Source organism: Variovorax sp. 22077, assembly GCF_052044195.1.
In the GTDB taxonomy this organism is placed as follows: domain Bacteria; phylum Pseudomonadota; class Gammaproteobacteria; order Burkholderiales; family Burkholderiaceae_C; genus Variovorax; species Variovorax atrisoli.
In genome coordinates this window covers 80,685-95,377 of the sequence record NZ_JBQEQC010000021.1, presented here as the reverse complement: position 1 = coordinate 95,377, position 14,693 = coordinate 80,685, and the positions used below count along the sequence as shown (strand labels likewise).

Genomic DNA, 14,693 nt, shown 5'->3' with positions numbered 1-14,693 from the left:
GACGAATCATGATCAGCGCTTGAACTCGACCGTGCGGACAGCAGACGGCTTGCCGGAGAAGCCGCTCACGGCGCCATCGGCGCCAAAGAGGATGTCCACCGGCTCATCTTCCTGGGTCGTCCAGTACCGCCATGCGTTGGCGTTCAGGTCCTTGGTGTCGTTGCGCGATGGGTAGCTCAGCGACATCAGCACCTGAGGTCGGGTCATGCCGACCACGACCTTGGCCGAGTAGATAGCCTTCTGTACGTCGGAACTCCAGCTTGCAAGCGTCTGCTTGGGGTCTGTCGGAACAACGATCTGGCGCATCCAACGCTGCATGTCTTCCTTGCTGCGAGCTGTGTCATCTCGCAGAGAGACGTAGTCGCCGCCAATCGTGCCGTAAGCGTATTTATCGCGCTTCATGGTGTCGATCACCACGGGCTCGCCGGCGGGCACGATGGCACCGCCCAACATGTTGGCGCTAGAAACCCAGCCGTAGTCCGGGCGCAGGTTGCAACAGGTGTAGCCGGTGATCGGCTGGGGAAGCTTGGTGGCACAGCCCATCAAACTCGCGGCTGTGGCGGCAATCGTTGCAATGACCGTGATGCGGCACGTTGAAATGTGCGATCTTTTCATTGATATTCAATCCAAATGAATTTGATTAAGCACCTTCAGCAAAACTGGAACCTGAATCCAGCAAGACGGATTTAAACCTCGAAAAATAATCTGCTTCGCCAGAAATCATGCTCAAAAAATTCGAAAATTTCCCTTCATCTTCAAATAAAAATTTCTTCTTGACTTTGTTAACCATTAGCACGTCGAATAGTGCTGCCAGGTTGCTGCCCGCGTATCCTCGATATCCAAAAATCTTTTCTCCAAGAAGGCAGTAAAAATCCGATTCGGAGCGCAAGCCATCAGAATTTAAATGGATTTCACCACTGACAACGCATTCTTGCACCCAATCGCTAGGATTTGCCAAGTCCATGCATGCATCAATCCAAAAATCGGAATATCGAACGTCGAGGTCCTGCCAACTTAAGGCATCTCCATCGGCCCATGCTTCAAAAATTCTCAATTTCGGCAGACTTGTTCGACCTATTTGCATCAAATATCGATGAACATCATTTTTGATAGAGAGAAGTTTGACACAATAGAAGTTGGCGATCTGAATAGGTCGACCGTTTATATCAATGAGCAACGAAAATACACGGCCATCAGGAAGCGTGAATCCGACATAAGGCAGTTTGAGTCCGTGAAGTGAAACAATAAAACCCCCTCCGTCAAAATCGCCGTCTCCCGCGAATTCTGGAAGTCCTTGAACTAGATCGAGCCCCAAAAGAGCACCATCTTCTGCCGTTTCGTCGCGAATGGATAATTGACCTATTTGCATCATTTTAAAGTAATTATTTTCTTGTAATGATTGAAGCTATACCCCCGCACAATCGTGCCATCAGGTTTAGTCAGCTCAAGATATCGAAAATTGTTATCCAACCCAGGTATCGAATATTCCACGGCCCCCGTCCACTCGGGATAGGTTCTTCCTTCCCACACAGTTTGCCTCCCTGTAGCTGGATCGATCCGAGGCACACCTGTCCCGTCTCGAGCCACCTGAACTGTCAACTTCTCATTTCGCGGAGTGAAGTCCGGCTTCGGACCTTTTGCGGGCGGCGCTGCGGGCGTCGCTGGTTCACCATTAGAGTCGTCGGATCCACTGCCGGTCGACATCATTACATTGCCCGGCGTAACACTAACGACTGGTACGCCCACTGGAACGCAGATGGGCGGTAAACAGACCGCCACGGGCACGACTGTGGCTACGGCCCCTCCACCCGTACTAGGACCGCTTCCTTCGTCATTAGACGGGAGATTCGGGGCATAGGGGCCGTTTTGAGCAATTGTTTCAGCTAGATTAACCGCGCCTCGTCCAGCTGAGCTCAATTCCTTGCCGAGAGTAAGTGACGTCGCACGTCCTATTGCGTCTGTACTATCAGTAAGCGTATCCCATAAACTGTACTTAAACAGTCCAGTGGCTTTCAAAGCTGTCTGTTCAGCGAGGTAGTCGGCGCCCCGATTTTGCGATGAAATTGCAGCGCCATAATCTGGATCGTCGGGGCTCTTTCCGTATGCACAATGGGTCAACGCGCAGGCGGCGTCATCAAGGCGCTGCTGGTCAGCGGCGGATTTGCCTTCCTTTAGGGCTTGGAGCCGACGTTGTTCAGCCGGCGTTGATTGCCGATTGTTGATGTCGACGCTGTATGCACTTGCTGCTCCAGCTGGTCCGCCGACGAGGCCTCCCACAGCCGCAGCCGTCGCGGCTCCAACCGCTTGAGCTACAGGCACCGGTAGCCCCATTCCGTCAATAGCCTCACCGATCCGGGGCATGAGTGCCGCACTCGCACCAGCGCCAATCGCCCCTGTGATGCCGCCGCTCAATAGGCCCGCGGCAGCATGTGCGGCCACTCTGTATTCGCCACCCTCTGCCCATTTCGCGGCTTCGATCGGGTCACTATTTTTCAGCTCGTTGTATTTCTTGTTTGCGTAAGTCCCGATCTCGCGGGCGGCATCTTGATTGAACTGCTGCGTGAGCTGCGCTTGCGCTTGTACATTCTTAATGACGCTCTGGGTGTTCCAGTCCTTAATCAAGGTGCCTGCGCTGGAGTTGTCTCCAGTTCTTACGCTTTGATCACCCGCGATTCCGCTGATGCCAGACTTGGTCGTGCTCGCTTGATTGTTGCCTGAGTAGCTGCCGACCCCAGCACTTCCACCTGGCGTATTGTTAGGCCCGCTCCATGCCACCTGCGTGGTAGCACCGGTGGCAGCGTTTGGCGCCACGGTGTACCCGATGCCCACACTTCCGCTGGCTGAATAGCTGCTACCGCTTGATTGGCTCACGTTCTGCAAATCGCGCATCGTGAGCGTGCCACCGGCAGAGAAGCGGTTCTTGTTGTTGTCGATGGCCGCCTGGGTGCTCTCGATCACCGCACCAGTCAGATTCGTGTTGCCCGCGACCTTCACATCGAAGCCGCCATCCCCCGCCTTGATGCCTGCCTGAGTGCTCGGACTGATAAAGACGCCATCGGCCTTGGCTCCTGCGGCGCTGGCGCTGACGGTAGCCACTGCCCCATAACAGATTGGCGGGATGCACAGGCTCACCCCGAAGCCGCTGCTGGACTGACGGCTCTGGCCCACGCTCACGTCCTGCAAGGTGGTGATGTTCAGGTCGCCACCGACATCCGCCGTCACCCGGTTGCCTTCGATCGTCGCCCCGTTGAGCGTGAGATTGCGGCCGCTGGAGACGTTCACTGCGTTGCCGCCAGAAACCTGGGTGGCGTTGTAGCTCGTCTCGTTCTGGTTATCACTGCCCTTGCCGTTTTGCACGCCCAACTGGATGCTAAAGCCGTTCTGCGCGCCGGCGCCGAAGGTCACCCCTACATTGGCACCATGGCTGGTGTTCTGACCTACGGTCACGCTTGTGTTCTTGCTGGCCTCCAGCGTGATGTCGTTGTCCGCCGCCATGTTGACGGTATTGCCCGCCGCGATGGTGGAGCCCACAGCATGAATGTTGGAGCCAGCGCCAGCGCCGGTGGCCACGATGTTGACGTTGTTGGCCCCCGTGACGCTGGAACCCACAGCCGTGGAACTGTTGGTGAAGCTGGTGCCCTGGCTGGTGTTGCGGCTCAGGCTCACGCTGACGCCATAGCTCAGTGGACCCGTGCCACCGATGGCCTGCACAGCGTCATACGCCTGCTTGCCGCTCATAGCAAGATTGATTGCGCCCAGGGCCTGCATGCGGCCATCGCCACCGGTGTCTCCCATCGCCCGCACGGTGCTTTGGGCGTTGCGAAGGCTGTCAGTGCTTACGCCCATGAAGCTCGCGCTGCCGCCCAACTTGGTGCTGGAGCTGCGCTGCATGCTCACGCTCTGCTCGGTGTTGTAGGCCTCGTTGATGGTGACGTTCTTCGCGAAGATGTTCACATCGCCGCCCGCGAGCGGACCGGCCTGTCCCGCAGCCATCACACTGCTGGCCGTCTGGCGGTATTCGTTGCCGGCCACCAGAGTCACATCACCTGTGAGGCTGGCCACCTGGCTGGCCTGTTGGGTAGTGCTGATGGTCGCCTGGGCACCGAAGTCCTTGATGTTGCCCAATCCAGGTTGCGACCAAGAGCCAATGAAGCCGCTCTTGCCGTTGGCCGAGGAACTGCTGCTGAGTTCAGTGTTCTGAGCGCTCTCGATGGTGAGATTGCGCCCGGCCATCATAGTGATGTCCTTGTCGGCCACGACGGTGGCCGCTTGTAGAGTCGTGTCACGACCGCTGACGGCTTGCAGGCTGCCCGCCGAGATGGTGGTGCCGACGGCTTGGGTCTTGATGTCGGCGCTGGCGCTGTTCCCCGAGAACTGGCGATTGCCGTAGCCGCCGACCGGTCCTCCGGCATCGGAGGCCAGTGCCCAAGCCCTGGACAACCCTGTGCTGCTGCTGCGCTGCTGACTTGCGTGCAGTTCCTGAGTGGTCCGATCGGCGGTGGTGAGGTTGATGTCTCGTCCGGCCGACAAGCTCATCGCGTCTTGCGAACTCAGTTGCGCAGCCTGGGCGTTGATGTCGTTGCCCGCGACCAGAGCCACGGTCTTGCCATTCAGGCTGCTGGACAGCACGTCCACGGTGCTGGTGCTGGCCATGGTGCTGGAACTGCTCTTCCTGAACAGGCCATGGGAAGACTTCTGTGCGACCGCGGCCACGCTGCTCGTCGCCTGGCCTGCGGTGATGTTGATGTCGTTCTTGGCTGTAGCGACCAAGGCGCCGTCCACGCTGGCGACCGCGCCCGCCCGGATGTTCAGGTCATTGCCAGCCGCAAGTCGTACATTGTCTTGACCTTGGATGACCGAACCCACCTCCCGGCTCTGCGACGAAATACCTGCAACGTTCTTGTTGGCGAACGAAATGGTGTATCCCTCGGTGGCGGTGCCGAGATTGATGTTGCGGCCCACCCCCATCGACACGCTTCCGGCGCTGACCATTGCCGCGCCGATAAGATTGGCATCACGTCCGGCCGAAGCGATCAATTCACCGCCCGGATTGGTGACATATACCCCAGCAACACGATCAATTGCCGTGTTGCCGGCGGCTGTTTGTACCGTCGTCCGGATGTTGAGATCTCGCCCGGCCTTGAGGGTCATCGCGTCTCGCGCGGTGATGCTTCCTCCGATGTTGTTTAGGTCATTTTGGGCATTGATACCGATGCCGCCGCCCGCAATCCGACCGCCGTCGAGATTATTGACGTTGTCGGCACTGATCGACACCATCGTGCGCCCAGCGATGGTTCCCTTGTTCATCACATCACCCGCGCTCTTGATGACCGTAGCGTCTGCGCTAAGCAGCGACCCCGACCCATCAATATCACCCGGCAGCACCCGCACATAGACCTGCGGAACGAGCACTCGCTGCGTAGAGCCATCCGGCAGCGTGACGGTCTGCTCGACCAGCCACACGATGTCGCTGGTGAGTTGTGCCATTTGGGCTGCACTCAAGGCCACGCCCGGACGCAGGCCATACTGCTTCGCGAAGGTCACCCCCGCATTCATCAATGCGGCGTACTGGTCCTCGTCATTGTTGAATCCGTCCAGATACCGATAGCCCGTGAGCTGAGCGACTTGCTCACGAATGAGCTTCTGCTCGTAGAAGCCGTCGCCCAGGCGCTTGAGGATGTTGTTCGGATCGAGCCCGAGGTTGCTCAGGAGGTAGTCGCTGGACAGCCAGTTGCGGTAATTCGCAAACCTCGGGTCCGTCTCGATCAGGTAGTGGCCGCCGGCCTGCGTGCGGAACAGGCTTGCCTGCGGTACGTTCAGGTTCGGCGTGCTGGTGCGCACCACCGTCGGGACGGTCCGGGTACTTCCGGCATTCGTGCCGCCCGATGCGCCGGCCCCGTTACCGCCCGCGCCGACGACCGTGCCTACGTTGGCCGCCACCTCCACGATGACGCCCGCGCCAGGACCGCCGGCTGCACCACTGGCGCCGCCACCGGTCGCACTACCGGACCCTGTGGCCGCAGTACCAGCGTTGTAGCCGGTGGTCGCATTGAGGTTCGGCTGGTATTTGTAGGCGCCCAGCGGGATGCTCACCGGAGCGAGCACGATGGGAATGTTGGTGCCCTGCACCTGGCCCTGGTTGTTGATCACGCTCGCCAGCCCCGACACGTTCACCGAACCGGTGAGCTGGCTGGATTGGTAGTCGCTGGCGGTGATCGTGCCTCCAGCCAGCACTTGGCTGTCCTGGTTGTACAGACGGCCATTGACCGTCATGTTGCCGCCTGCTATCAGGTGTGCGGGATCGGCATTGATGGCGGTGTCTGTGACCGTCGTGATGTTGTTGGTCCAGAGACCGTAGCCGCCCGTGCCTACCAACTCGCCGGTGTCCTTGCGGTAGACAAAACCGTTGGCCGGATCGAGGTTGACTTCGGCGAGCGTGTACTGGGTGGTCCGACCAATGCCACTGCCCATCGGGGTGACAGGGGCCACGCCGACCATGACGCTCGAGACCGAAGTGGGCGTGCCCAACTGGATGTGCACGTCGCGATTGTTGACGTTGGCCATCGAGATGGACATGTTGCCCAGCGACTGGATGTCCGCGCTCAGATTGTCGAGCGTGCCGCCCTGGCCGGTGGCCTTGCGGTTCGCATCAAGCGCACCACCAATGGCCATGTTGTTGCTGCCGAAGATCAGCGCATGCTCGCGGTTCGTGATGTTGGTCGCGCCGATGTCGAGGTCACCACGCGAAGCGATGGTCGCGGCGGTTGTCGTGCCACCGACTGTCTCGGTGTCGTTGAGCAGGGTGCCAGTGCTGATCGAGATGGCGTTGCCGTAGATGCGCCCTGTGCCGATGTTGTTCAGCGTGCCCGTATTGACCTGCGTGTTGCCTTGGCTGTCGATCAGGCCACGGTTGTTCAGCGTACCCGCGTTAACGACGGTGTTCGTGCCCGACATCTCGCCCGTAGCTGTGTTGCCGACCACATTGCCGTTGACCGTGAGCGTCTGGCCTGCGAGCAGTTTCGCGTTGTTGGTCAGGTTGCCGGTCGTGCCGTAGGTGAGATTGCCGCTGACGCTAACGTCGCGGTTATTGACGATGTCCTGCGTCAGCGCCACGGACATGTCCTTGCCCGTCGTGAAGGTGCCGTCGTTGCTGAACTTGGCGGCGTCGATCTGGAGGCTGTTGCTGGCTGTGAGCGTACCCCCGGTGTTCACGACGTTGAGCGTCTTGGCGCCTGGGTTCCCTGCGTTCGGATCGACAATCTTGAGGGCATCGCCCACCGACAGAAGACCACCCGCAGAGTTGTCCACTGTCCCGCCGCTGGTCACAGTGAGGTTCTGGGTGGCGCGAATGGCTCCGGTCTGGTTCCCGAGCCCCCCGGAACTGATCGTGACGTTCGTGCCCTCGATGCCCTGATTCGTGCCGCTGGTGTTGGCGTTGTCGACACTCGCCGCATTCAGGGTCGTCGTGTCGCTGGAGCGCAGCAGGCCGCCGACGTTCTTGACTGCACCAGCATTGATCGTCAGAGCACCGACCGCCTGCGTCTTGCCGCCACTGTTGTCGTAGGTCGCGCCGTTGGTATTGATCGTGACCGCGGCCTGTCCGATGACTTGTCCGCCGGCGGTGTTTGAGACACCTTGCGTGTTGGCTGTGAGGACTCCCTTTGCGCCTATGAAGCCCGCGCTGCTGCTCACAGCGCCAGCGTTGAGCGTCAGGGTGTCGGCGCTAGTGATACCGCCCTGGCCATTGATGTACCCGGCGGCGTTCGTGTTGGTGAGTGCCTGGCCATTCGTGTCGATGACCATCGCTGCGCCCGACTGGATGAGACCGGTGTCGTTGTTCAGCGCACCAGACTTCACGTCGACGGTGGTGGTTGCGGCGATGGTCCCCTTGGCGCTGTTGTCCAGTGCTCCCCCGTGGGTGTCGATGCTCAGGCTGCTGCCGAAGACCTTGCCGCCGGCGCTGCTCAGACCGCCAGTGCTCAGCGTCGTGGCGCCACCGGCTTGCAGCGTGCCACCAGTGTTGGTCGTGGTGCCCGTGGTCGTGACGGCCAGACTGCCATTGACGGCCGCGGTCGTACCTGCACTGTTGTCCAGGCTGGCGGAGGTGACCGTGGTGTTGCCGTTCGCGGCCAGTGTGCCGCCTGCGTTCGTGGCTGCACCCGAGACGGTTGCATTGAGATTGCCGACGGCGGTCAGGTTACCCGCGTCGTTCTTGAGGCTGCTGGCCGCGACGGTGGCATTGCCGCCCACCAGAATCTGTCCGGCTGCGGAGTTGTCGAGTTGACCGGCAACGGTGAGGTTCAGGTCTGACTCGCCTGCTGCCTGCAGCTTGCCACCCTGGTTGGCCATCGAGCCCGCACCGGCGGTGATGGCGCCATTGCTGGCGATGGTTCCCGCGTTGTTGGAAAGAGCGCCGCCGACATTGAGCGTCGTGGTGCCGGTGCCGTCCTGCACGATGCTGCCGCCACTTTGGTTACTCAACGAACCCGCCGTGATGTCAATCTGTTTGGCGTAGGTGGTGCCGCCGTCCTGATTGAACGCGCCGGACAGATTGACGGCCAATGCGCCGTTGCCGGTGATCGCGCCGCGCGCACCGTTGAAGCTGCCACCGGCGATGGTCAACGTACCGGTGCCGGCATGGTCGATCTTGCCGGCAATATTCGTGATGGACGCGGCCTGCAAGGTGAGGTTCTGGCCGTTGGTTGCGATCTGGCTGTTCGAGTTGTCGATGCTGCCGCTGACGGCAAGGACGGTCGCGCCGGTGCCGGTCTGCACGATCTGGCCGCCGTTGGTATTGGCGATGTTCGAGGCGTCGATCTGCAACTGGGCCGCATTGAGCTTGCCTGCGCTGTTGACCAGCGTCTGGCCGGGCTGTGCATTGGCCGAGATGGCGAGCGTGCCCGGCGTCGCGACAGTGGCACCGCTGGTGGTCACGTTGCCCTGAGCGGCTGTGATCGCAATGTTGGTTGCACCGGTCTGGCTGCCGGAGAGGTCGACGGAGGCCCCTTTGAATGTGGCGTTGCCGCCCGCGACGTTGGTGCCGGTGGAGGTCAGCGCCTGGCTGGCCGTGATGGTCATGTCGCCGGTGCTTTGCAGGTTGCCGCCGCTGCCGTCGAGGCTGCCGGTCTGGATCGCAAGCGTCCCGCCGCTGGAGATATGGCCGCTAGTGTTCAGCAACTGTTGGCCGACGTTGAGCTGAAGATTGCTGCCTGCTGAAGAGGTGTTGCCTTGGCTATTGTTCAGGGACTGACCGGTGACATTGAGGTTCTGGTTCGAGGCCAGCGTGCCGGAGGTGTTCTGGATCGCGCCAGCAACGTTGGCGGTCAGAGCACCCGTGGCCGAGATGGCACCGCGTGTGTTATCGGCAATGCCACCAACCGCCAGATTGGTATCGGACGCGCTCGTGAGCGCACCGTCGACGTTGAGCAGATCGCCAGTGGTGGTAATGCTCAAACTGCCCGCATTGAGCTTGCCGCCAGTGTTGTCGAACGAGCCGACGTTCGCGCCGAAGCTCTGGCTGACATTCAACGTACCGCCCGCATTGCTGAAGCTCGGTCCTGCGACAGCCATCGTCGCCACATTGAGCGAGCCACCCGCGTTGTTGACCTGCGGTGTATTGAGCGTGATAGGACCGCCCGCGTAGATCTTGCCCCCGTCGTTCGAGATGGTGCCACCAGCAGTGATGAAGCCTGGTGCGGGAGGTGTGTAGGTCGCGGGGGTGGAGCTACCCCCGGTACTGGTGCCCCCCAAATCCGTTGTCGGGGCCGTGGCCGTGCCTCCACCGCTGCTCGGCGTCGAAGTCCCAGGACTTGCTGTTCCCCCACCGCTTGCACCAGCACTCACAGGCTCGGCACCGATTACCCCGCCATTGGTATTGCTCAGCACCGGCGAGGCAATCGTCAGGCCCGCCGAACTACCCTGGCGGATCGTGCCGCCGCGGTTCGATATATCGCCAGGCGTGGTCAGTTCAACGCGCTGCCCTTCCAGCGTGCCGATGTTCTCGAGGCGGCCTGCTGCCGTAACGACAAGCCCCCCCGCACCAGCACCGATGCTGCCCGCGTTGCGCACGCCCAGCCCGGCTTCGCTTCCGATCAGGACGATCTTGTTTGCGTACATGCCACCCAAGGCAGCAACGTCGAGCGCAAAGGTCGGGGCGGTACCCGTGCCCGTCGTCGGTGTGACCTGGCTATGGTCGGCGCTGATCTGATTCGCGCCGGTCACCACCTTGAGTTCGCTCGCCCAGATGCTCGCGTTGGCCTGCACAGCACGCGCAAGAATGGCAGCGTAGTCGGTCTTGCTTGCATCGAGGCCCGCGCCGTCGATGGTGATGGTTCCGCCACGAACCAGGAAACTGTCGAGCCCCCCGACGGCGTTGAACTGCGGCGTGCCGGTGGTGAGCGTGGCGCGGCTGGCATTGATGAAGCCACCGCCGTCGACGCTGATGCCCGCCGGGTTCGCGATGATCACTTCCGCGCGCTGGCCGCCCACTTCGATGTAGCCGCGAAGCTGGCTGGGCGTTCCGCCGTTGACCTCGTTGAGGATGATGCGCGCCGTGCCCGTGGCCAGATTGGGGTTGCCCTGAACGAACCCACCCAGTTGGGTCTGCACGTTCACCCGGCTGTTGTTCAGGATGGCGCCGTTCGAACCGACGCTGAACTGGTTGTAGACGTTGCGCGAGACGCCCGCGGCGGAAGGCGTCTGGATGTTGACCAGCGGCACGCCATTGGGTGCCATCAGTACGGTCGGGCGAAGGTTGCCGGGGACGTTCGGGGCACCGACGATCTGGGCGTGTGCGGCTCCTGCGATTAGCACACCTGCGAGGGCGGCAGCGCCTGCGGCGGTCGTCGCCCTGCTGGCGCCCTTTCCAGTGCTGGCGGCCGTTTCCTGGACCACCATGCGCATCCCTCTGGCCGCGTTGAAGACCACGCGGTGCAAGTGCCGATTCATTGTTCTGACGCTCCCTGATAGTTGTCACGTCACATTCAAATCTGTGACGAAATGAAAGCTACGGGGCGCGATTATGAAAGAGCGGCGCTTGCGTTCAAGGAATTAATACATGCTTTTCAACGACTTAGGTTAGCCTTATCAGAAAGATTAATTCTTATGGATTAAATATTGTTGATATTTCACAACGTCAACAATTGTCAAAAATTGATGCGAAACAGGCAAAGCATCGCCTTTGCCAGAAGGGCGATGCTCCCTCATTTCGCTAGAAGATCAATGCGCCGGAACCAGAAAATCCTGGCTGATCCGCACCCCCAGCTCATTCACCCGATCGAGGAATTGCGTGAGATACGCATGCAGACCCGTCGCCAGGATTTCGTCGACGCGCGCGTATTGCAGATCGGCCAGGAGCTTCCCGGCACGGCGCTGGGTTTCAGCGCTCTGCTCGTTCTGCACCTTCGCAAGGTTGTTGACCACTTCGACCAGGCTGGCGTGCAGCGAGCGCGGCATGTCGGCGCGAAGAATGAGCAGCTCCGCCACGCGCTCGGGCTTGATCACATCGCGGTAAACCTTGCGATAGACCTCGAAGGCCGAGACGCTGCGCAGGATGGCGCTCCAGTGATAGAAGTCGTATTCCTGATCTTCCTCGGTGGCGGCGCCGAAGAACTCGCTGTTGAGGGCGTGGAACTTCACGTCCACCAGGCGCGCTGTGTTGTCGGCACGTTCCAGGAAGGTGCCCAGGCGCGAGAAGTAGAAGGCCTCGTCCTGCAGCATGGTGCCCAGCGTGACACCGCGCGACAGGTGCGAGCGGAACTTGACCCACTCGAAGAACTGGCCGGGGTCGCGCTCGAAGTCGCCCGAGCGCAGCATGCGGTTGACTTCGAGCCAGGTGGTGTTCTGCGTTTCCCAGGCTTCGGTGGTGAGCGCGCCGCGCACGGCACGTGCGTTCTCGCGAGCGGCCTTGAGGCAGGAGACGATGGACGAGGCGTTGCTCTCGTCCTTGACCATGAATTCCATCACCTCCTTGGGCGCGATCTGGTCGTACTTCTGGTTGTACCAGGGCAGCAGCTCGCTGATGGAGAGCACGCCCTGCCAGCCGTACTTGGCGACTTCGGCGGACTGCGGCAGGAGCGAGGTCTGGTAGTTGACGTCCAGCATGCGCGCCGTGTTCTCGGCGCGCTCGGTGTAGCGGGACATCCAATAGAGGTGGTCTGCGGTGCGGGACAGCATCGTTCGTGCTCCTACTGCGATTGGCTTTGCGACTGTGCGGGAGCCTTGGACTTGGGCACACGGTCGGCTTCGAGAATCCAGGTGTCCTTGGTGCCGCCGCCCTGCGACGAATTCACCACCAGCGAGCCTTCCTTGAGCGCCACGCGCGTGAGGCCGCCGGGCACCATCTGCACTTCGCTGCCCGAGAGGACGAAGGGGCGCAGGTCGATGTGGCGCGGCGCGATGCCGGCGTCGACGAAGGTGGGTGAGGTCGACAGGCTCAGCGTGGGCTGGGCGATGTAGCCGTCGGGCTTGGCGATCACGGCCTTCTTGAAGTCCTCGATCTCCGCCTGCGTCGCGGCGGGGCCGATCAGCATGCCGTAGCCGCCGGCGCCGTGCACTTCCTTGACGACCAGGTCCTTCATGTTGTCGAGCGTGTACTGCAGCTCGTCCTTGTTGCGGCACATGTAGGTGGGCACGTTCTTCAGGATCGGCTTCTCGCCGAGGTAGAACTCCACCATCTTCGGCACGTAGGGGTAGATCGACTTGTCGTCGGCCACGCCGGTGCCCACCGCATTGCAGATGACGACGTTGCCTTCGCGGTAGGCGCGCATCAGGCCCGCGCAGCCCAGGGTCGAAGTCGGGCGGAACACCTCGGGGTCGAGGAAGTCGTCGTCCACGCGGCGGTAGATGACGTCGACGCGCTTCGGCCCGCGCGTGGTGCGCATGTAGACGAAGTTGTCCTTCACGAAAAGGTCCTGCCCCTCGACCAGCTCCACGCCCATCTGCTGCGCGAGGAAGGCGTGCTCGAAGTAGGCGCTGTTGTACATGCCCGGCGTGAGCACCACCACCGTGGGCTCGGCCGTGGCCGGCGGCGCGCTGGCGCGAAGCGTTTCGAGCAGCAGGTCGGGGTAGTGCGCGACCGGCGCGATGCGGTTCTGGTTGAAGAGCTCGGGGAAGAGCCGCATCATCATCTTGCGGTTCTCGAGCATGTAGCTCACGCCGCTGGGCACGCGCAGGTTGTCTTCGAGCACGTAGTACTCGCCGTTGCCCGAGGCGTCGGGCGCCCGCACGATGTCGATGCCCGAGATGTTCGAGTAGACGTTGTGCGGCACGTTCACGCCCATCATCTCGGGGCGGAACTGGGCGTTGTTCAGGATCTGCTCGGCCGGGATGATGCCGGCCTTGATGATTTCCTGGTCATGGTAGACATCGTGAAGAAAGCGGTTGAGCGCCGTCACGCGCTGCACCAGCCCTTTTTCCATGCTGTCCCACTCGTGGGCGGGAATGATGCGAGGCAGCAGGTCGAACGGTATGAGCCGCTCGGTGCCGGAGCCGTCCTCGTCCTTGGCGCCGTACACCGCGAAGGTGATGCCGACCCGGCGGAAGATCATTTCCGCCTCTTCGCGTCGCGAACGCATCACCTCACCGGGTTGCTTCGCGAGCCATTGGTCGTAGCGCTTGTAATGCTGTCGAATCGCAGCTCCAGCGTAGGGAAGCTGCTCGTACATCTCGTCAAATTTGTGCATGGAACGACCAATCTCCTTGAGCTCGTAGCTTAGCAAGTTCAGGGCCAGTAGAACCCCTGATGCCAAGGCCGGAGACGGGCCGGATGATCTTTCCTCGCTCAGCCGGCGGAGCCCTCCTCGCTCCCCGCCTCGCTCGCTTCCTGCTTCTTGCGGGGCGACAGGAATCCCTTGATGCGCTCCCCGCTCTCGTCGCTGTAGAGGCTCGTCAGGAAGGACTCCCGTTCGGCCTCCAGCTGCTCGCGCCGGCTGCGTCCGCGCGCCGCATACACGAGCTGCTTGATGCGCGCCTGCACCTCGAACGGCCCGCGCGCAAGCTGCTGCGCCCAGGCGAGCGCGGCGGCACCGGCTTCCCCGTGCGGCACCACCTTGTTGACCACGCCCAGCTCATGCAACCGCCGGGCAGTGCACGGCGTGCCGTCGAGCAGCATTTCCAGCGCGGCCTGAGGCGGCAGAGCGCGGGCCAGCGAATCGGTGCCGCCGCCGTCGGGCGAGAGGCCGACGTTGATGTACGACATCGCGAACTTCGCGTCCTCGGCGGCCACGATGAGGTCGCAGGCCAGGCTCAGCGAGAAGCCGCCGCCCATCGCCGCCCCCTCGACCGCGGCGATCACGGGCTGCGGCGCCTCCTCGATCGCCATGAGCCATTCGTGCAGCGCGTCGATGTGGCCGCGCTGCTCGGCGGCCGGCAGCTTTCGCTGGCGGGCCAGCCGCCGCAGGTCGCCGCCTCCGCTGAAGTGATCGCCCTCGCCGCGCAGCACGATGGCGCGCACCGTGCGGAAGCCCGCGGTGGCGCGTATCGCCTTGGCCGCCGCACGGTAGACCGAGGGATTGATGGCGTTGCGCGCCTCCGGGTTACTGAGCGTCAGGATGAGCACCGGGCCTTCGCGGTGCATGTCGAGCCTGGCGCCCGACGCGGGCGCGGCGCTCGCGCTGGTGATGGCCGCAACCGCTGTCGTCATGAAACCCGCCCTGCGGTCACGCCCCGCTGCGAGCGTGGACGTTTGTACATGT

General features: G+C 61.8%; 6 protein-coding genes. All 6 read right to left on the bottom strand.

Features of this window, described 5'->3' with window-relative positions; all coding sequences use genetic code 11:
- Nucleotides 1-12: 12 nt before the first annotated feature.
- The 6 genes from ACTJLF_RS25975 to ACTJLF_RS25950 all read right to left on the bottom strand — a co-directional run bounded on the left by ACTJLF_RS25975 (nt 13) and on the right by ACTJLF_RS25950 (nt 14,641).
- The gene (locus ACTJLF_RS25975) at nt 13-615 is read right to left on the bottom strand and encodes a hypothetical protein (RefSeq protein WP_132800708.1); all 603 of its coding nucleotides are present in this window, start codon (nt 613-615) and stop codon (nt 13-15) included.
- A 25-nt stretch (nt 616-640) separates the two neighbouring features.
- A complete protein-coding gene (locus ACTJLF_RS25970; protein ID WP_132800705.1) occupies nt 641-1,372 on the bottom strand; it encodes a hypothetical protein in 732 nt (243 codons plus the stop codon).
- Nucleotides 1,369-10,947, bottom strand: a complete 9,579-nt coding sequence (locus ACTJLF_RS25965; protein WP_440884174.1) for a hemagglutinin repeat-containing protein — start codon at nt 10,945-10,947, stop codon at nt 1,369-1,371. The genes ACTJLF_RS25970 and ACTJLF_RS25965 overlap by 4 nt, the downstream gene beginning before the upstream one ends.
- A 270-nt stretch (nt 10,948-11,217) precedes the next feature.
- Nucleotides 11,218-12,174: an alpha-E domain-containing protein gene (locus tag ACTJLF_RS25960; protein ID WP_019656032.1), complete on the bottom strand. Its 957-nt coding sequence runs from the start codon at nt 12,172-12,174 to the stop codon at nt 11,218-11,220.
- An 11-nt stretch (nt 12,175-12,185) separates the two neighbouring features.
- Nucleotides 12,186-13,682, bottom strand: coding sequence for a circularly permuted type 2 ATP-grasp protein (locus tag ACTJLF_RS25955; protein WP_019656031.1), 1,497 nt, complete (start codon nt 13,680-13,682; stop codon nt 12,186-12,188).
- 98 nt (nt 13,683-13,780) lie between these two features.
- Nucleotides 13,781-14,641, bottom strand: a complete 861-nt coding sequence (locus ACTJLF_RS25950; protein ID WP_440884173.1) for an oxepin-CoA hydrolase, alternative type — start codon at nt 14,639-14,641, stop codon at nt 13,781-13,783.
- Nucleotides 14,642-14,693 lie beyond the last annotated feature (52 nt).

What these genes read in the sequence shown, in the direction of transcription:
- ACTJLF_RS25975 (WP_132800708.1), bottom strand. Translation starts at nt 615, where the DNA reads ATGAAAAGATCGCACATTTCAACGTGCCGCATCACGGTCATTGCAACG.
- ACTJLF_RS25970 (WP_132800705.1), bottom strand. Translation starts at nt 1,372, where the DNA reads ATGATGCAAATAGGTCAATTATCCATTCGCGACGAAACGGCAGAAGAT.
- ACTJLF_RS25965 (WP_440884174.1), bottom strand. Translation starts at nt 10,947, where the DNA reads ATGAATCGGCACTTGCACCGCGTGGTCTTCAACGCGGCCAGAGGGATG.
- ACTJLF_RS25960 (WP_019656032.1), bottom strand. Translation starts at nt 12,174, where the DNA reads ATGCTGTCCCGCACCGCAGACCACCTCTATTGGATGTCCCGCTACACC.
- ACTJLF_RS25955 (WP_019656031.1), bottom strand. Translation starts at nt 13,682, where the DNA reads ATGCACAAATTTGACGAGATGTACGAGCAGCTTCCCTACGCTGGAGCT.
- ACTJLF_RS25950 (WP_440884173.1), bottom strand. Translation starts at nt 14,641, where the DNA reads ATGACGACAGCGGTTGCGGCCATCACCAGCGCGAGCGCCGCGCCCGCG.